This is a genomic window from Pseudomonas sp. 14P5.3.2 (assembly GCF_057799175.1).
On sequence record NZ_JBYOKU010000053.1, the window covers coordinates 16,769 to 35,740 of the forward strand.

Consider the following 18,972-nt stretch of genomic DNA (forward strand, 5'->3'; position numbering starts at 1 on the left):
ATGACCGCAATCGCGAGCAGGCTCACTCCTACAGTTGGTTTTGTGGTGGTGACTTAGATCCGCAACCCGCCATCCATCTCCAGAATCCGCCCGGTGTAGTAGTCGTTCTCGAAGATGTACGCCGCCGAATGGGCGATCTCTTCCGGCTTGCCCATGCGCTTGAGCGGAATACCCGAGGTCATCTTCTCCAGCGCTTCCGGCTTCATGCCCAGGGTCATCTCGGTTTCGATGAAGCCCGGCGCAATGCCCGCCACACGAATGCCGTAACGCGCCAGTTCCTTGGCCCAGGTCACGGTGGCGGCGGCCACGCCAGCCTTGGCGGCAGAGTAGTTGGTCTGGCCGACGTTACCAGCGCGGGAGATCGACGAGATGTTGATGATCGCGCCGCTGTTCTTCAGCTCGACCATTTTCGCCGCGACTTCCCGAGTGCAGAGGAACACGCCGGTCAGGTTGACGTCGATCACCGCCTGCCACTGGGCCAGGCTCATCTTGGTCATTTCGCCGTCCTTGACCTTGAGCAGCAGGCCGTCACGCAGGATCCCGGCGTTGTTGATCAGGCCATGGATCGCGCCGAAATCTTCGGCGACCTGGACGACCATGTGCTCAACCTGTTCTTCATTGGCCACGTTGCACAGATAGCTGCGCGCCTCGACGCCCTTGGCCTTGCAGGCTGCCACCGCGTCGTCGAGTTTTTCCTGATTGAGGTCGACCAACGCGAGCTTCGCGCCTTTGTCGGCGAAATACTCGGCCATGGAACGGCCCAAACCCTGGCAACCGCCGGTGATAATGATTACTTTGTCGTTGAGTTGCATTCGCATGCCCCGATAGCCGGTCTGATTGGTTTTTGTTATTGGCGACGCTCGATCCGTACCGGTTATGGCCAGATTGCACATGAGCATTGCCCGATGGCGTGACCGGGACTTATCCCCAGGCGCCTGTCCGTTTTTTCGACGGATTCTATATAAGGAGTCATAAATTGAGCGTTGAAGCGGCCAAGAATGCCCGAGAATTGCTTCTCAAGGAATACCGTGGCGTATTGTCGACCCACTCCAAATCGATGCCCGGTTTCCCGTTCGGCTCGGTGGTGCCGTATTGCCTGGATGAGCAGGGCCGCCCGCTGATCCTGATCAGCCGCATTGCCCAGCACACCCGCAACCTGCAGAAGGACCCGAAATGTTCGCTGCTGGTGGGTGAGCGCGATGCCGACGACGTGCAGGCCGTTGGTCGCCTGACCTATCTGGCCGAAGCGCAGAAGCTCGAAGACCCGGCTGCCATCGAAGCCGCGGCCGAACGCTACTACCGTTACTTCCCCGACTCGCAGAACTACCACAAGGCCCACGACTTTGATTTCTGGGTGCTCAACCCGGTGCGTCACCGCTACATCGGCGGTTTCGGCGCGATTCACTGGGTTGATCAGCTGACCCTGGCCAACCCGTTCGCCGGCAAGGCTGAAATCAGCATGGTCGAGCACATGAACAGCGATCACGCCAAAGCCATCGCTCACTATGTGGAACTCAGCGGGCTGCCGAAAACCGAACCGGCGCAACTGGCCGGGATCGACAGCGAAGGCATGCACCTGCGCATCGGTCAGGCGCTGTACTGGCTGCCGTTTCAAGCGCCTTGTCATACGCCGATACAAGTGCGCGAAGCCTTGGTTTCTCTGGCTCACGCCGAGGTCTGGCCAAAAAATGCGGTGGCCGACGCTTGAATTCACGAAAGGGCGACGTCATCTAAGGCTTACTGCAAGGCATTTCTTGCGTTGAGGAATCTTTGATGCGCCCTTTTTTGTTGCTCTTTCTGCTGTTTCCGGTGCTGGAGCTGTTCGTATTCGTCAAAGTGGCAGGGGCTATCGGGTTTTTCCCGGCCCTGCTGCTGATCATTCTCGGCTCGATGTTCGGTGTGTTCGTACTGCGCGTCGCCGGTCTGGCAACTGCGCTGCGTGCCCGTGAAAGCCTGAATCGTGGTGAGTTGCCCGCACAGACCATGCTTGAAGGCCTGATGCTGGCACTGGCCGGTGGCCTGTTGATCCTGCCGGGCTTCGTCAGTGACGTGGTCGGTCTGGTGATGCTGCTGCCGTTCACCCGTCGCCTGCTGGCGAACAAGATGCGCCAGCGCGCCGAAGAACAGGCCATGCGTCAGCGTGCCTTCGCCGACGACCTGCAACCGCGTGGCGGTCCTGCACCGCGCCAGCCTCTGGGCCGCGAGGGGGATGTGATCGAAGGCGAGTTCGAACATCGCGACAGCAAGTAACCCCAGCATCGACACGGCACCTTCGGGTGCCGTTTCTTTATGCGCGGCATTCAAGGGGCAAATCATGAAAAAATTTTGCCCCCCCACCCTTGTAATAAGCTTATGCGCCCTTATGTATCGGTCACCGAAAGGTTTCCGGCATTTGAGTCGGACAGACTTCCGCGGTTCGCTCGACGAATCGCAACCGGCGCAGGCCGGATTTGTTAAACCCGCCGGGACTACACCGGCCGATGAAAACCACAATTAGGAGAGATCGACAATGAAGCTTCGTCCTCTGCATGACCGCGTCGTCATCCGTCGCAGCGAAGAAGAAAAGAAAACCGCTGGCGGTATCGTCCTGCCAGGTTCGGCTGCTGAAAAAGCCAACCACGGTGTGATCGTCGCTGCAGGCCCAGGCAAGACTCTGGAAAACGGTGAAGTGCGTGCGCTGGCCGTTAAAGTCGGCGACAAGGTTGTGTTCGGTCCTTACTCCGGCAGCAACACTGTGAAAGTCGACGGCGAAGACCTGCTGGTAATGGCTGAGAACGAGATTCTCGCTGTACTGGAAGGCTGATTTCCCCGCTCATTTTCCCGTTACTACAAAGTATTTAAGGAATATCGATCATGGCTGCTAAAGAAGTTAAGTTCGGCGATGCCGCCCGCTCCAAGATGCTCAAAGGCGTCAACGTTCTGGCTGACGCGGTAAAAGCGACCCTGGGCCCGAAAGGCCGTAACGTGATCCTCGAGAAGAGCTTCGGCGCTCCGACCATCACCAAGGACGGCGTTTCCGTCGCCAAGGAAATCGAACTCGAAGATCGCTTCGAAAACATGGGCGCGCAGCTGGTCAAAGACGTTGCCTCCCGTGCCAACGATGACGCTGGTGACGGTACTACCACCGCGACCGTTCTGGCTCAGTCGATCGTCAACGAAGGCCTGAAAGCCGTCGCTGCCGGCATGAACCCGATGGACCTGAAGCGCGGTATTGACAAAGCGACCATCGCGATCGTCAAAGAGCTGAAAGCCCTGTCCAAGCCATGCGCTGACACCAAGGCTATCGCTCAGGTAGGCACCATCTCCGCCAACTCCGACAACTCCATCGGCGACATCATTGCCGAAGCCATGGAAAAAGTCGGTAAAGAAGGCGTGATCACCGTTGAAGAAGGCTCGGGCCTGGAAAACGAACTGTCGGTTGTAGAAGGCATGCAGTTCGACCGTGGCTACCTGTCCCCGTACTTCGTCAACAAGCCAGACACCATGGTTGCCGAGCTCGACGGCCCGCTGATCCTGCTGGTCGACAAGAAGATCTCGAACATCCGCGAAATGCTGCCAGTGCTGGAAGCCGTTGCCAAAGCCGGCCGTCCACTGCTGATCGTTGCCGAAGACGTTGAAGGCGAAGCCCTGGCGACTCTGGTAGTGAACAACATGCGTGGCATCGTCAAGGTTGCAGCCGTCAAGGCGCCAGGCTTCGGCGACCGTCGCAAGGCCATGCTGCAGGACATCGCCGTTCTGACCGGCGGTACCGTAATCTCCGAAGAGATCGGCCTGAGCCTGGAAAGCACCACCCTGGAGCACTTGGGTAACGCCAAGCGCGTGACCCTGTCCAAGGAAAACACCATCATCGTTGACGGTGCTGGCGTACAAGGCGACATCGAAGCCCGTATCACTCAGATCCGCGCCCAGGTTGCTGAAACTTCCTCGGACTACGACCGTGAAAAACTGCAAGAGCGTCTGGCCAAGCTGTCCGGCGGCGTTGCAGTGATCAAGGTTGGCGCTGGTTCCGAAGTTGAAATGAAAGAGAAGAAGGCCCGCGTTGAAGACGCCCTGCACGCGACCCGTGCAGCCGTTGAAGAAGGCGTGGTACCTGGCGGTGGCGTTGCGCTGATCCGTGCTCTGGAAGCCCTGACCGAACTGACCGGCGACAACGCTGACCAGAACGTTGGTATCGCTGTACTGCGTCGCGCTGTTGAAGCGCCGCTGCGCCAGATCGCTGCCAACTCCGGTGACGAGCCAAGCGTAGTCGTCAACGAAGTGAAGAACGGCAAAGGTAACTTCGGTTACAACGCTGCGACTGGCGAATACGGCGACATGATCGAAATGGGCATCCTGGACCCAACCAAGGTAACCCGTTCCGCTCTGCAAGCAGCCTCTTCGATTGGCGGTCTGATCCTGACCACCGAAGCTGCTGTCGCTAACGCTCCAGAGAAAGCGGCTCCTGCTGGCGGCGGTATGCCAGACATGGGCGGCATGGGTGGCATGGGCGGCATGATGTAAGCCAGCCTTACCCCTGTAACGAAAAACCCCGCCTGCGATGAGCAGGCGGGGTTTTTTATTGCCTTCGATTTTCGGTTGGCTGAGGACCGCGGCGCGGCCATCGCTGGCAAGCCAGCTCCCACAGGTTTAGCGCAATCCCTGTGGGAGCTGGCTTGCCAGCGATGGCGTCATGTCAGTCGGCACGTAGGCCGACTGACACCACGAACATCCGCATCAGTTACTGTTCGCTGACCTGGACAGTGCTGTCCTTCGCAGGCTTCCAGCTCAACAACTGCTGTTTGAAGCCATAACTGGCCGCTTGGTAATACGCAATTGCCCGGCTGACCAGCGGATCGTCGCTGGTAACTCGCGATTCACGGCTCTCGGTCAACGCCTCATCATGCCGGCGCAGGCCCTGGCGCGGACTGAGGATCGCCAGATCCTTGCCATCGAACAGACCCAGATGCTGATAGTTGCCGACCACCACGCGCGGTGGCAGCGGGTTGTCCTGCAGCAGGTTGCGGCCAAAGAACGTCGAGGTGTAATCCAGGTTCAGCAGGCCCAGCAGCGTCGGAGCCAGATCGATCTGGCTGGCCAGTTGTGCGCTCTCGCGAGCTTCGATCATTTTCGGCGCATAGATGAACAGCGGGATCTGATAGTTGCTGATCGGCAGGTCTTCTTTACCAGCGCTGCCCGCGGTGTGGTCGGCGACGAAAATGAAGATCGTGTTGTCGAACCACGGCTTCTGCCGCGCCTGCTCGAGGAATTGGCCGATGGCGTAGTCGGTGTACTTCACCGCGCCATCGCGGCCGTTACCGGACTTGATGTCGATCCGGTTGTCCGGGTAGGTGTAAGGACGATGGTTGGACGTGGTCATCAGTTGCAGCAAAAACGGCTGTTGCTTGGCGTAGTCGGCGTCCGCCAGTTTCAACGTCTGGCGATACAGGTCTTCGTCGGCCATGCCCCAGGCGTTCTTGAAGTGGATCTCGGCTTCATCGACGCTGCTCTGGTCGACGACGCGATAGCCGTTGCCGCTGAAGAACGCGTTCATGTTGTCGAAGTAGCCGCGTCCGCCATAGACGAACACGCTGTCGTAACCCACCGCGCTCAGTTGCTGGCCAAGGCTGGCGAAACCGCTTTCGCGGCCGATGCGCTTGACGATCGAGCGGCCCGGCGTCGGCGGGATGGCCAGGGTGATCGCTTCCAGACCACGGTCGGTGCGGGTACCGGTGGCGTAGAAGTTATTGAAGTACAGGCTCTGCTTGCGCAAGGCGTCGAGGTTGGGCGTCAGGTTGCGACCGTCGCCATTGCTGCCCAGGTACTTGGCGCTCAGGCTTTCGATGGTCACCAGCACAATGTTCGGCTTGCGCGGGGTGCCCGGGTTGTCGATCACCCGGCGGATGTCCTGCGGGTCCTTGCCGATGAAGCGCGCGTCGCTTTCACTCAGCTCGGCGCGGATCTGGCTGGCGACTTTTTCCGCCGGCAGGCTCTTGTAGAACTGGGTGTAGTCCAGTTCATTGTTACGGAACGCGGCGAAGAATTGATACGGGCCGTTGCTGGCCAGTTCGTTCTGGTAGGCGTTGCCGCCCTGGGCACGCGGGGCGTCCTGGCTGAGCAGTTGCAGGCTCAGGCCCGCGACGATCAACAGGCCCAATGCGCTGAGCAGACGCCCGCGCAGCGCTGGCAACGGGGCATTCATGGCGGCATTGAACGGCTTGCGCAGGGCAAAACTGATCACCACGGCCAGCACCGCGAGGAGGCTCAGCAGTTTGCCGATCGGGTACGACTCGAGGACGTTGTTCAGCACTTCGTCGGAATACACCAGGTAATCGACGGCGATGAAGTTGAAACGCACGCCGAACTCGTCCCAGAACAGCCATTCGGCCACCGCCACGAACAGCATGGCGAACAGGCTGATGGTCAGCAGGGCGCGCAGGAACCCGCGATGCCCACGACGACGCCACAGGCCCGGCGGGCAGAGCAGCAGGTACAAGCCCATCGGCAGCGCGGCGTAGGCGAGAAACCCCAGGTCATAAAGCGCGCCAATGCCGAATGCGGAAAGGGCAAAACCGCCAGCCTCATCCAGGTGAGTCAGCAGCAGTACCGCTCGAGTCAGGAGAAAAATGACCAGCCAGGCGCCGGTGATCAACAGCAGAAAGCGCATGGGCGCCGTCTTGAAAGGGTCCATTGTCTAGTTTTCCTTATATCAATGGCGCGGGAGTTTCACGGCGCTACTGTAATCAGGTTGTGAACCGATAGTGAAAACTTTGTTAAGTAATTAATTTGGCTTGAAAAACCGATATCCATAAGGACCGGCCCTAGCCCTGAGCCGGCGTTGGCCTTAAGCTGCCGGGCCGAGACGGCCGTTACTGTGTGCGGAGGAGCTGCCCATGCGAATTTTATTGGTTGAAGACAACCGCGATATCCTGGCCAACCTGGCCGATTACCTGGGGCTCAAAGGCTATACCGTCGATTGTGCCCAGGACGGCTTGTCGGGCCTGCACCTGGCGGCCACCGAGCATTACGATCTGATCGTGCTCGACATCATGTTGCCCGGGATCGACGGCTATACCCTGTGCAAGCGCCTGCGTGAAGATGCCCGACGCGACACGCCGGTGATCATGCTCACCGCCCGCGATCAACTGGACGACCGCCTGCAGGGCTTCAAGTCCGGGGCCGACGATTATCTGGTCAAACCGTTTGCGCTGTCGGAACTGGCGGCACGCATCGAAGCGGTGATGCGTCGCACCCAGGGCGGCGGACGCCGTGCGCTGCAGGTCGGGGACCTGAGCTACGACCTCGACACGCTGGAAGTCACCCGCGATGGCAAGCTGCTCAAGCTCAACCCGGTCGGCCTGAAACTGCTGGCGGTATTGATGCAGAAGAGTCCGCACGTCCTGCGCCGGGAAATTCTTGAGGAAGCGCTGTGGGGCGATGACTGCCCGGACAGCGACAGCCTGCGCAGCCACGTCCACCAATTGCGTCAGGTGATCGACAAGCCATTCGCCAAACCGTTGCTGCAAACCGTGCACGGCGTGGGTTACCGCTTGGCCGAGGGGCGTGATGGAGTTTAAGCAAAGCCTTTCCCAGCGGATCATCATCGCCTTTGCGCTGATGAGTGCGCTGGTGGCCGGGGCCTTCGCCATGGGCATTGTGGCGACGGTGCACCTGGTGGAGGAGAAACTGATTTCGGCAGGGCTGGGCGGCGACCTGCAACGTCTGCTGCTGATGGACAACGTCTCGGACTGGAGCCATCGCCCCGAGCCCGATCAGTTGTTCTATTTCAGCGGCGGACCGGGTGATTTCGAACTGCCCAAGGATCTGCGCCACCTCGATGCGGGCTTCCACGAAGTGTTCCGCGAGCAGCTGTCGTATCACGCGATGGTCGAGATCGTCGACGGTCGTCGTTATGTCCTGCTGCAGGATCAGAGCGATTTCGAAGAGCGTGAACGCGTGCTGTTCGCTGTGGTGCTGGTGGGCTTTGTGCTCAGTCTGGCGCTGGCGGTGTTTCTCGGCTGGGTGTTGGCGCGCAAGGTCATGGCGCCGGTCGTGCGCCTGGCACGGCAAGTGCGCCACCGCGATCAACTGCTCGGTCTGGCGCCGCCGCTGGCACCGGACTATGCGGCTGACGAAGTCGGCGAGCTGGCCGTGGCGTTCGATGCCACGCTCGGGCGTCTGCGTCAGGCGCTGACGCGCGAGCGGCTGTTTACCAGCGACGTCAGTCACGAACTGCGCACCCCGTTGATGGTGCTGGCCAGTTCCTGCGAACTGCTGCTGGAAAACCCGGGGCTGGATCAGCGCGGCCGCGCCCAGGTCGAGCGCATCGCCCGCGCCAGCGAAGAAATGCGCGAGCTGGTGCAGACCTTCCTGATGCTCGCCCGTGCCCAGCGCGAAGACGCCGGTTCCGCGCCGCAGCAGAATCTCAGCCAGGTGGCCGACGGCTTGTTGGGGATCTGGCGCGAACCGATCGAGTCGAAAGGGCTGCAGCTGATATTTGAACCGGGCAATCCGCCGGACACCCGCTTCAACGCGACTTTGCTCAGCGCGGTCATGGGTAACTTGCTGCGCAATGCCTGTCACTACACCGAGCACGGATTCATCCGCCTGACGCTCAACGACAACGGCTTCGTCGTCGAAGACTCGGGCGTCGGCATTCCCGAGGAAAAACGTGAAGCCATGTTCCAGCCATTCGTGCGCGGCAATGAGAAGCGTGGCGAAGGCCTGGGCCTGGGCTTGTCGCTGGTGCAGCGGATCTGTGAAAACCAGGGGTGGGAGGTGACGCTGAGCACCATGCAGCCCAATGGCTGTCGTTTCGAAGTCACGCTGGGACAGCGTTGACGGTCGCTGATGGCCCCGCGCTATTGCTTTCCCCGTGTAAAACCCTGTAATAGATTGCCGGTTTACCTGACGTAATTTTCACAAAGGGACGACCTGACGCTGACACGCCACTACCTAAGGTAGGGGCATCAGTCATTCAGGAGTCCCGATGATGAGCAGTCCGATCAAGCTCGATTTTTCCGAAAAGTATGATGACCAGCATGCTCAAAAATATTTGCGCAAGCACCAGGACGGTCTCGGTCGTCGGTTGTCTCACTGGCGAGACGAGCAGTTGGCCCGCAAGGCGTTGACACTGGCCGGTGAACCGGGGTTGGTGCTTGATCTGCCGTGCGGTGCAGGACGCTTCTGGCCGTTGCTGGCGGAAAAACCCAATCGAGTGATCATTGGCGCGGACAATTCCGAGTCTATGATCAAGACTGCGATGCAGGCGCAACCGGCTGATGTGGTCAAACGGGTACAACCTTTGCACACGTCAGCGTTCGACATTGCCTTGCCTGATAACGCCGTCGACAGCATTTTCTGCATGCGTTTGTTGCATCACATCGGTGAAGCCGAACATCGGCGGACGATTTTGCGCGAATTCGAGCGCGTCACCCGTGACAGCGTGATCATTTCGTTGTGGGTGGACGGCAATTTCAAGTCCTGGAAACGCAAACGCGCCGAACAGCGGCGTGGGCAGGAAGGTTACCAGAATCGATTTGTGTTACCGGCTGTGACAGTGGAAAAGGAATTCGAAGCCGCAGGTTTTCGCATTCAGGAACAACTGGACTTTATTCCGCTCTATGCCATGTGGCGGGTTTACGTATTACGCAAGAGGTAACAGGATGGCGGTGCAAATAGCAGCAGAAACGGAAGTCGCTCCCCAGGATCGCTTCGACTACTACTGGAACCAGCGCGGTGAATGGGTGGAAGAACCCAACGTGCGCCGTGGCGGGGAAAGTGGTGTGCAACGAGTCGTGGGCCGTGACGGCCAGTTACTGTATGCCAAGCGCCAGACCGGACATATCTATCGCAGTTGGCTGCATCCTTTCGGCCGCCCGACAGTCTTGCGAGAGCTGGATGCCCTGACCGGCGTCAGCCGCCTCGGTGTACGCGTCCCGCAAATCGTGTTCTGCGGCGCGCAGCCCGATCCGCAACACAAGTGGCGTGCGCTGCTGGTGACCAAGTCGCTGGACGGTTTTGACGAACTCCAGAAATGGGAAGCCGGCGGCGGCCGTGCCCAATATGGCGAAGCCGTTTACGAGCGCGTTCTTAAAGACCTGGCAGAAAACCTTGCGCGCATGCACAAGGGGCGCTGGCAGCACAGCTGCATCTACATCAAACACGTTTTCGTACGGGTGACCGGCGAGGGTGATTCGGCTCAGGTCGAGGTGGCATTGATCGATCTGGAAAAATGCCGTCAGCGTCTGACCGCTTATCGCGCCGCCTCCCACGATATGAAGCAATTGCGTCGCCATTCGTCGTTCAGCGATACGGACTGGAAAAAACTCGTCTACTTTTATGAGACGGCGTTTGGCAGCGCTATCAAAGGTTTATAGCGATGAAACTCGAAATTGCACGAGGTTTGTTTCTGGTTGGGGCCTTGGCAGTTGCGTCATTGGCGGTGGCTGCCTGGGAGCAGCCCCGCATGCAGGTGATAAGTGCCACTACGAGTGATGCTCACTGCGCAGTACCACGGGTGGCGAAAGCCTCCGTGGCGACAAAACCTGACCATGATCTGTTGTTATTCATGTTCGGACTTTCGCAAGGGATGAGGCCACAGAGTTGAACCGATTGAAGCCCAAATGAAAGGCCTCGCAGATGCGAGGCCTTTTTTATGCATGAATGAAAATCCCCTCTGATACAAATTCCCCTGTAGGAGCTGCCGAAGGCTGCGATCTTTTGATCTTGAAAAATTAAGATCAAAAGATCGCAGCCTTCGGCAGCTCCTACAGGGACATGGTCATGGTCATGATTTGGGATCGGGCTTTGCCAGCAGCGTGTAGATGCATGGCAGCACGAACAGCGTGAACAACGTGCCGATCGACATCCCTGTGGCAATCACCATCCCGATATCGAACCGGCTCACTGCGCCCGCACCGGTCGCCAGAATCAATGGCACCATGCCGAACACCATCGCCGCCGTGGTCATCAATACCGGGCGCAAACGAATCGCCGCGGCTTCCTCGACCGCTTCGCGCGCAGTCAGGCTTTTGTCCTTGCGCAACTGGTTGGCGAACTCAACGATCAGTATTCCGTGCTTGCTGATCAGCCCGATCAGCGTCACCAGCCCGACCTGGGTGTAGATGTTCATGCTAGACCAGCCAAGGAACAGCGGAATCAGCGCACCGCAGATCGACAGCGGCACCGTCACCAGAATCACCAACGGATCACGGAAGCTCTCGAACTGCGCCGCCAGCACCAGGAAAATGATCGCCAGCGCCAGGGCGAAAGTTACCCACAGGGCGCTGCCTTCCTGCACGTACTGGCGCGAAGCGCCGCCATAGTCGAAGGAAAAACCGGCCGGTGCTTCTTCCCGTGCGATCTGCAGCACGGTGTCAATGGCCTCGCCCATGCTGACCAGCGGGAATCCGGAGATTTTCGCGGCGTTGAGTTGCTGGAACTGGTTGAGCTGGCGCGGTCGCGCCCGGTCGCTGACCTTGATCAGGGTCGACAGCGGCAGCAGCTCGCCCTGGGTATTTTTCACGTAGTAATTGTTCAGCCAGCCGGGGTTTTCGCGGTACGGCCGCTCGACCTGGGCAATCACCTTGTAACTGCGGCCTTCGATGGTGAAACGGTTGATTTCCGCCTCGCCCAGCAGCGTCGCCAGGGTGCCGCCCAGATCCTGCATCGACACGCCCATCTGCGCGGCTTTGGCACGGTCGATATCGACCACCACTTCCGGTTTGTCGAACGCCAGATCGAGGTCGACGAAGGCGAACTTGCCCGACTCCATCGCGCGTTTCTTGATCCGGTCAGCCACTTGCAGCAGTACCTCGTAGTCATTGGCGGTATTGACCACGAATACGAACGGCAAGCCTTCACCGGTGCCGGGCAGGGACGGCAGGTTGAAGCCGAAAATCTGCAGGCCGGGGATACTCGCCAGTTTGCCTTGCACCTCGGGCAGGATCTGCATCTGGGTGCGGCTGCGCTCGTTCCAGGGCTTGAGCAGGAAGCCGCCGATGCCCGCTTGTACGCCGTTGTAGCCGTTGATCTGGAACGAGGAGTAGTACTCCGGAAACTCCTTGAAGATCTTGATGAACTCGTCGGTGTAAGTGCTCAGGTAATCGAGGTTGGTCGGCTGCGGGGCGTTGGCCATCATGAAAATGATGCCCTGATCCTCATCCGGCGCCAGTTCCGACTTGGTGAACTTGAGAAACACCGGGATCAGGCATAGCACGATCACGGCGAACACCAGCACCACCGGCCGCGTATTCAGTGTGCCGTGGAGCATGCTTTGGTAGCGGCGCTTGAGTCTGTCGAAGATGCGGTCGAGACGGTGTGCCAGGCCACTGGGGTTTTCTTCGTGGCGCAACAGCAGGGCGCACATCATCGGCGACAGGGTCAGGGCAACGACCCCGGAAATCACCACGGCGCCCGCCAGGGTCAAGGCGAACTCCTTGAACAGCGCCCCGGTCAGTCCGGTGAGGAAACCGATCGGTGCATACACCGCCGCCAGGGTGATGGTCATCGACACCACCGGCATGGCGATTTCCCGTGCGCCTTCCAGTGCAGCCTCCAGCGGCGTCTTGCCTTCCTCGATATGCCGGTGGATGTTCTCCACCACGACAATCGCGTCATCCACCACCAGACCGATGGCCAGCACCATCGCCAGCAGCGTCAAGAGGTTGATCGAGTAACCCATCATCTGCATGAAGAACATCACGCCGATCATCGACAGCGGGATGGTCACCACCGGGATCACCACCGAGCGCAACGCGCCGAGAAACAGGAACACCACCACGATCACGATCAGCACCGCTTCGAACAGGGTTTTCACCACTTCGTCGATCGAGGCCTGAATGAACTGGGTGGCGTCGTAGGCAATCTCGCTCTTGAGGTTGGGCGGCAACTGCGCTTCCAGCTCCGGCATCAGCTTGCGTACTTCCTTGATCACGTCCAGCGGGTTGGCCCCGGGCGTGGCCTTGATGCCGATGTACACCGACGGCGTGCCGCCGAACGAGCTGATCGAGTCGTAGTTTTCCGCGCCCATCTCGACCCGCGCGACATCGCTGAGCAGCACGCGGCTGTCGCCACTGACCTTGAGCGGAATCGCCGCGAAGGCTTCAGCGGATTTCAGTTCGGTGTTGGCGTTGATGCTGGTGACCACGTACTCGCCCTTCACCTCGCCGGCGGCGGAGAGGAAGTTGTACTGGCGCACCGCGTTGGTCACGTCGCTGGCGCTGAGGCCGAAACCGGCGAGCTTCACCGGGTCGAGCCACAGGCGCATGGCGAATACCTGATTACCGAGAATCTCCGCCTCGGCCATGCCCGGCAGGGTCGCCAGTTTCGGCTGGATCACCCGCGACAGGTAGTCGGTGATCTGCGGGTTGCTCAAGTCCTTGCTGAAGAAACTGATGTACATCAGCGCCGAGGCGTCGGCCGATTCCTTGCTCAGCACCGGGTCTTCGGCGTCCTGTGGCAGTTTGTTCTTCACCTCGTTGGCCTTGGCCAGCAGTTCGGTGAACAAACGGTCGGTGTTGGAACCGATGCGCGCGTAGATCGAGATCACCGAGAAGTTCTGGCGACTGACCGAGGTCATGTAGTCGATGCCCTCGGCGCTGGCGAGGCTCTGCTGCATCGGTTGGGTGATGTAACCCTGAATGGTCTCGGCGTTGGCCCCGGGGTAGGCGGTGGTCACCGTGATCAGGGCGTTTTCCATTTGCGGGTATTGGCGCAGCGGCAGCTTGCTCCAGGCCTGGAAACCCAGCAGCACAATCAGCAGGCTGACCACGGTGGCGAGCACCGGGCGGCGGATGAACGGATCGGTAAAAGCCATGGGGATTCCTTGATCAGTCGACGCGAGGCGGACTGTTCTGCTCGCCGAGGGTCTTGTCGTCGCTGATGGCAATGTGTGCGCCGTTGTCCAGTTTGATCTGGCCGGCGGTCACCACTTGTTCGCCGCTCTGCACGCCCTTGTTGATCATCACCAGGCCATCGCGGCGTTCACCGGTCTCGATGAAACGGCGCTCGGCGATCAGCACCGGCTGGCCCTTGTCGTCTTTGACCACGCTGCCGTCCTCGGCTTTCTGTTGCCCGACCACGTACAGCGAGTTGCCGTAGAGGGTGTAGGTGATCGCGCTTTCCGGCACGACGATGTGTTTCTGCGGGTCGGGCAGCAACACGTTGAGGCTGGCGAACATGCCCGGCAGCAACTTGCCGTCGGGGTTGGCCAGGGTCGCGCGCACCAGAATATTGCGCGTGGTGCTCTCGACGATCGGGTTGATCGCGCTGATGGCGCCGGGGAAGTTCTGCCCGGGATAGGCCGCGACGCCGATCTGCACCGGTTGACCGATGGCCAGTTTCGGCACCGATTGCTCCGGTACATAGAAGTCGGCGTAGAGGCTGCTCAGGTCCTGCAGGGTGGCGATTTTGGTGCCGCTGGCGAGGTAGTCGCCGACATCGACCTGACGGATGCCGATGGTGCCGCTGAATGGCGCGAGGATGCGTTTTTTCGCCAGCGAGGCGTTGAGCTGATTGACCGTGGCCTTGTTCTTTTGCAACACGGCGGAGAGCCGGTCGTATTCGCCCTTGGAGATCGCGCGACTGTCGACCAGTTGGCTGCCGCGACCGAAATCCAGTTGCGCCAGACCGAGGTCGGCCTTGGCGGTTTCCAGCAGGGCGGATTCGACCGCGCTGTCGAGTTGCAGCAACGGTTGCCCGGCCTTGACCTTCTGCCCGGATTCGAACTTGATCTCGGTGACCGTGCCGGCGACTTCCAGGCTCAGCTCGACGCCTTGCAGCGCCTTGAGCGTGCCGACGGTCGGCAGACGCATCTGCCACGGCTGTTCGGTGGCGCGGCCCACGGCAACGCTGATCGGCGGTTTCGGTTTGGCAAAGCCCTGGATCATGGTGTAGATCGAAAAGGCTTTGTACCCGCCCAATACCAGGACGACCAGCAAGACAACACCCAACATGATCAGCATGCGGCGACGCAGCATATTTCCAGTTCCTTGGATAAATCAGGTGAGACAGGCGGGAACATTACTCCGAGTGAGGTGGGTATTCCAACTGGCAGTTATTACAGTGAGGACGAATAAAACCCCTGTGGCGAGGGAGCTTGCTCCCGCTGGACTGCGCAGCAGTCCCATGCTTTTGAGTTAAAAAGCGGGGCCGCTTCGCGCCCCAGCGGGAGCAAGCTCCCTCGCCACAGTTACCGCGTTGATTCAGGCCATCAAGTGCAGATGGTTGTCCCAGAGCCCCGCCGGCAACTCCAGCGGCTTGGCCTGCAGTTGATCCTGGCGGCAGTCGTAGTAACGGCAACGGCCCTGGCCCGAGGTCACGACGAAACCGTCCTTCACCGCACCGACGCCGGCGCAATCGGGCAGTGGCGCGTCGAGACGCACTTCGCCGCTGTCCAGATCCCAGATGAAGAAGCGGTTGCCACGCGGTGCCGTCAACGCCACCAGCCTCAGTTCGCTGTGTACCGCGACGCTGGCGGTGTAGTGACCCATCGACTGCAACTGATGCTCCGGCACCGGGAACGCTACGAAGGGCTGGCCCGGACGCTTGATCGCCAACAGCTCGGAACGCTCATGCGAGGCGCCCATGAACTGCTGGCCGGCGACGATGGTGCCGTCGCTGGCGATGCCCAGGTGACGCACGCTGTTCATTTGCTGGGAAAGGGTTTCCTTGCTCAGCAGGGTGCCGTCGCGCTGCATCAGTACCAGGCTCGGTTCCATGGCATTGAGGTTCATGTCGACGCGGCTTTCGGCCTCGGTCCGAATCCCGCCGTTGGCCACCACCAGGGTTTCGCCATCGGGCATCCACGACACTTGATGCGGGCCGAGGCCATGGGTGGAAATCTCGCCGCTGTGCACCAGTCGCTCGCCTTCGAATTTGTACACCCCGAGCAGACCACGCCCCGGATCAGTGGTGTCGTTCTCGGTGGCGTACAGGTATTCGCCGTCCTTGTGCACCACGGCGTGACCGTAGAAATGCCGGTTCGGCTGCGAGGTCACGGTTTGCAGCAACGTCCCGTCGCGCAGATCGATCAGGTAGCTCTCGGTGCCGGGGCGGCGGGCGACGAACAGCGCGATCGGCAGCGTCGGGTGGTTGATGATGTCGTGGCAGCGCTGGCCGACTTCGGTGGCGAACACCCGAGTACCGTCCAGCCGATAACCGACGGCGTAATGCTTGCCGTCGGTGTCATCGCGCGCCGAGAGCAACAGCGGGCTCTGATCCTTGCGCTTGAACAGCGTCCAGCCGCCCAGTGTCACTGCTCCCAGCAGCAAACTACCTAAAGTCAGAGCCTGGCGTCGCAGCATGGCACTTGCCCTCATCAGTCACCGTCGTTGGCGTTGAAGCCCAGTTGGATGCCCAGCGCCTTGGCCAGTTCGCCTTCGTGCAGGCGATGGACGACGTTGAGGCTGTCGTAGAGATCGTTGAGTTGCTGACGACCGGCGTCGTCCTGCAGCATTTCGGTCAGCGAGCGCTGGGTGCTGTCAAACAGTTTCAGCGACGCGGCGTAGGCGGCGTCGATCTTGTCCGCCAACGGCTTCTGCTCGGCCGGCAACAGACCGCGCAGGCCTTTGTTGTCGACGCCTTCCCAGACGGTTTTGGCCGCGGCCAGACTGGCCTCCAGCGCGGTCAGCGACGACTGGCTGCGCCACGCATCAGCCTGGAACGGCTGCGGCACGCCCTTGCTCTGACGGCCCATCGGCGTACCGAGTTTTTTCTTCAGGGTGTCGAGTGCGGTGACCTGCACACGCAGCAGATCGGCGATCGCTTCGTGAGAGTCGGCGTAGCGCTGGTTAGGGAATTTGCTCATCTGCGCGAGCATGCCGTCGGTGTTGTTCCAGCTCTGCAGAATCTCTTCGGCCAGTTGCTTCTGACGCTCGCCGATGGCGATCAGCAGCGGGCAGTATTTGGCCTTCTGATCAGCGTTGGCGACGTCTGGCTTTTCGTCGAACAGGATGTATTCGTAAGCCGACAGACCTTGCACCACGACGCTGGATTTGGCCAGGGCGGCGGCGTCGATTTGCGGCTGGGCGACGACCAGTTGCTCGACCTGACGGCCGACGAGGTTCTTCTTGTCCGGCCAGAACTGTACCTGCCACGAACGGTTGCCCTCGGCCAATGGGCCGATCAGCAGCGGTTGCAGCTCGGCCCAGGCTTTCTGCGCGTGCAGGAAGTCGGCGCGGGCGGTTTCCAGGGTTTCCTTGCCCTGGCAGTAGGCGAGGGCGCTGACCGCCAGTTGCTTGTCGGCTTCGACCCAACGGGTGTAGGTCGGCAGGATCACCGATTTGGCGATGGCCGCCGACGTGACCGCTTGCGGGTCCTGCGGCGAGCAGGCGCCGAGGGCGAGTGCGGCAAGGCTGGTGAACAACAACTTGGGACGGAACATGTCGGGCTCCCGATTCTTTTAAGTGTTTAAAGTGAGTTCAAGAACGCCAGCAGCGCGGCACGCTGCTCGGCGTTGAAAGACAAAACCTGTTGCTGCGCCTTCTGCGCTTCGCCGCCATGCCAGAGCACGGCTTCGAGCAGATTGCGGGCGCGGCCGTCATGCAAGAACTGGGTGTGGCCACTGACCGCCTGCGTCAGGCCGATGCCCCACAACGGCGGGGTGCGCCAGTCGCGGCCGGAGGCCTGGAATTCAGTGCGGTTGTCGGCCAGACCGTCGCCCATGTCGTGCAGCAGCAGATCGCTGTACGGGCGAATCACTTGATTGGCCAGTTCAGGTTCGGCCGCGTTGGCGGCGGTGGTGTATTTCGGCGTGTGGCAGGACTGGCAACCGGCCTGGAAAAACAGGTTCTTGCCGGCCAGCACTTGTTCGTCGCTGACGCCACGACGTGCCGGCACTGCGAGGTTGCGCGTGTAGAACAGCACCAGACGGAGGATGTTGTCACTGACTTCCGGCTCGCCGTCCGGACCATTGCCGTTGGGTGCCTGTTTGCACGCGGTTTGCGCGTCGGTGCAGTCATCGAAGGGCCTCAGGCTGGTCGTGAGGCCCATGTCTCCGGAGAACGCGTGGACATTCTGCTGATTGAGATTCGGTTGCCCGGCTTTCCAGCCGAAGCGACCCATGACGGTCTTTTGCTGCGCGTCATCCCAGACCTGATTCGCCCGACCATTAATGCCGTTGTTCTCTTTGGCTTGCGCGGCGGCGTTGGCGAGGATCGCTTCTTCAGGGATCGCCTCGAGCAGGCCGAGGCCGATCATCGGCGGCGCGACCCGGGCCGAGAAACGCGTGTCCGGGTGCATCGGGCCGTAGCCCAACTGACTGAATTGCAGAACCGGTTTGCGCAGCTCCACTTCGGTGCCGTCCTTGAAACGGATCGGCACCGGGGTGTACTCGACACGCACCTTGCCTTCGGGCGTGACCCCAGGCACGGCCATGTCCTGGAACTGGCCGCCGTAGACCGGCTCCGGCACCACGCCGACTTGCTCGATGACTTTGGCATAGGCCGGCGAATCGGGAATCGACAGACGCACCAGCATCGATACCGCGTTCGCCGCATCGGGGGCTGGCGGGTGTCCACGACCGTCCTTGATATGGCAGTTCTGGCAGGCGTTGGTGTTGAACAACGGGCCGAGGCCATCGCGGGCGGTGGTGGTCGACGGGGCGATTACCCACGGGCTGCGGAAGAAGCTGTTGCCGACACTGAAGTCGACCCGGCGCGACGGCGGCAGGTTGGCCGAGGGCAGGGAGAAAGCGTTCTGATCGGTCTTGCGCACGGTCGCCGCCCCACCCGAACGCGCTTCACCGGGCTCAGCCTTGGTAAAACGCGGGGCGTCATCGCAGGCACTCAGGCCCAGGGCCAGAAACAGTGCGGACAAGCGAAGAGGCAGCGAGGGCATCAGACATCCTGCGGACGGGCGAAAACAAAGGCGCAAAGTCTAACAGGGCGAGTGAGTTTGAATAAGAGGAATTATCGTTTGCTTGATTTGCGGCAGTGATTTGGAAAAACGCAGTCCCCCTTGTGGGAGCGGGCTTGGGGGGGAAGGAGGGGGGGG

Annotated in this window: 16 protein-coding genes; 9 read left to right on the forward strand and 7 right to left on the reverse strand. The window is 60.6% G+C overall.

Features of this window, described 5'->3' with window-relative positions; genetic code table 11:
* Positions 1-53: 53 nt before the first annotated feature.
* Entirely contained in the window at positions 54-812 is a 759-nt protein-coding gene (locus AC27VU_RS27300; protein WP_488725294.1) for an SDR family oxidoreductase, read from the reverse strand.
* A gap of 164 nt (positions 813-976) precedes the next feature.
* Here AC27VU_RS27300 and AC27VU_RS27305 point away from each other — a divergent pair, with 164 nt between their 5' ends.
* The 4 genes from AC27VU_RS27305 to groL all read left to right on the forward strand — a co-directional run bounded on the left by AC27VU_RS27305 (position 977) and on the right by groL (position 4,500).
* Positions 977-1,708: a HugZ family pyridoxamine 5'-phosphate oxidase gene (locus tag AC27VU_RS27305; protein ID WP_488725295.1), complete on the forward strand. Its 732-nt coding sequence runs from the start codon at positions 977-979 to the stop codon at positions 1,706-1,708.
* 65 nt (positions 1,709-1,773) lie between these two features.
* Positions 1,774-2,250 (forward strand): FxsA family protein, encoded by a 477-nt coding sequence (locus tag AC27VU_RS27310; protein ID WP_003227687.1) that lies wholly within the window; start codon positions 1,774-1,776, stop codon positions 2,248-2,250.
* A 259-nt stretch (positions 2,251-2,509) separates the two neighbouring features.
* Complete coding sequence (locus AC27VU_RS27315; RefSeq protein WP_003227685.1) at positions 2,510-2,803, forward strand: co-chaperone GroES; 294 nt, start codon at positions 2,510-2,512, stop codon at positions 2,801-2,803.
* A gap of 50 nt (positions 2,804-2,853) precedes the next feature.
* Positions 2,854-4,500 (forward strand): chaperonin GroEL, encoded by a 1,647-nt coding sequence (groL, locus tag AC27VU_RS27320; protein WP_003227683.1) that lies wholly within the window; start codon positions 2,854-2,856, stop codon positions 4,498-4,500.
* Between the two features lie 217 nt (positions 4,501-4,717).
* Here groL and AC27VU_RS27325 read toward each other — a convergent pair whose 3' ends face one another.
* Complete coding sequence (locus tag AC27VU_RS27325) at positions 4,718-6,667, reverse strand: LTA synthase family protein (protein WP_488725296.1); 1,950 nt, start codon at positions 6,665-6,667, stop codon at positions 4,718-4,720.
* Between the two features lie 202 nt (positions 6,668-6,869).
* Between AC27VU_RS27325 and colR the strand changes: the two genes are divergently transcribed.
* The 5 genes from colR (at position 6,870) to AC27VU_RS27350 (ending at position 10,585) form a co-directional block, all read left to right on the forward strand.
* The gene (colR, locus tag AC27VU_RS27330; RefSeq protein ID WP_003227680.1) at positions 6,870-7,553 is read left to right on the forward strand and encodes a two-component system response regulator ColR; all 684 of its coding nucleotides are present in this window, start codon (positions 6,870-6,872) and stop codon (positions 7,551-7,553) included.
* Positions 7,543-8,817 (forward strand): sensor histidine kinase, encoded by a 1,275-nt coding sequence (locus tag AC27VU_RS27335; protein ID WP_103484877.1) that lies wholly within the window; start codon positions 7,543-7,545, stop codon positions 8,815-8,817. The genes colR and AC27VU_RS27335 overlap by 11 nt, the downstream gene beginning before the upstream one ends.
* A 151-nt stretch (positions 8,818-8,968) precedes the next feature.
* On the forward strand, positions 8,969-9,637 hold the full coding sequence (locus AC27VU_RS27340; protein WP_045122613.1) for a class I SAM-dependent methyltransferase: 669 nt from the start codon (positions 8,969-8,971) through the stop codon (positions 9,635-9,637).
* A 4-nt stretch (positions 9,638-9,641) separates the two neighbouring features.
* Entirely contained in the window at positions 9,642-10,355 is a 714-nt protein-coding gene (locus AC27VU_RS27345) for a lipopolysaccharide kinase InaA family protein (protein ID WP_488725297.1), read from the forward strand.
* Positions 10,356-10,357: 2 nt separating this feature from the next.
* Positions 10,358-10,585: a hypothetical protein gene (locus AC27VU_RS27350; protein ID WP_045122612.1), complete on the forward strand. Its 228-nt coding sequence runs from the start codon at positions 10,358-10,360 to the stop codon at positions 10,583-10,585.
* A 180-nt stretch (positions 10,586-10,765) separates the two neighbouring features.
* Here AC27VU_RS27350 and AC27VU_RS27355 read toward each other — a convergent pair whose 3' ends face one another.
* The 5 genes from AC27VU_RS27355 to AC27VU_RS27375 all read right to left on the reverse strand — a co-directional run bounded on the left by AC27VU_RS27355 (position 10,766) and on the right by AC27VU_RS27375 (position 18,816).
* A complete protein-coding gene (locus AC27VU_RS27355) occupies positions 10,766-13,795 on the reverse strand; it encodes a multidrug efflux RND transporter permease subunit (RefSeq protein ID WP_488725298.1) in 3,030 nt (1,009 codons plus the stop codon).
* A gap of 13 nt (positions 13,796-13,808) precedes the next feature.
* Positions 13,809-14,957, reverse strand: a complete 1,149-nt coding sequence (locus AC27VU_RS27360; protein ID WP_103519879.1) for an efflux RND transporter periplasmic adaptor subunit — start codon at positions 14,955-14,957, stop codon at positions 13,809-13,811.
* Positions 14,958-15,182: 225 nt separating this feature from the next.
* Entirely contained in the window at positions 15,183-16,283 is a 1,101-nt protein-coding gene (locus tag AC27VU_RS27365) for a DUF1513 domain-containing protein (protein WP_003227668.1), read from the reverse strand.
* Positions 16,284-16,297: 14 nt separating this feature from the next.
* Positions 16,298-17,362 carry an imelysin family protein gene (locus AC27VU_RS27370; protein ID WP_103484872.1) on the reverse strand — a complete coding sequence of 355 codons (1,065 nt, stop codon included), beginning with the start codon at positions 17,360-17,362 and terminating at the stop codon, positions 16,298-16,300.
* Positions 17,363-17,388: 26 nt separating this feature from the next.
* The gene (locus AC27VU_RS27375) at positions 17,389-18,816 is read right to left on the reverse strand and encodes a di-heme oxidoreductase family protein (RefSeq protein WP_488725299.1); all 1,428 of its coding nucleotides are present in this window, start codon (positions 18,814-18,816) and stop codon (positions 17,389-17,391) included.
* Positions 18,817-18,972: the final 156 nt, after the last annotated feature.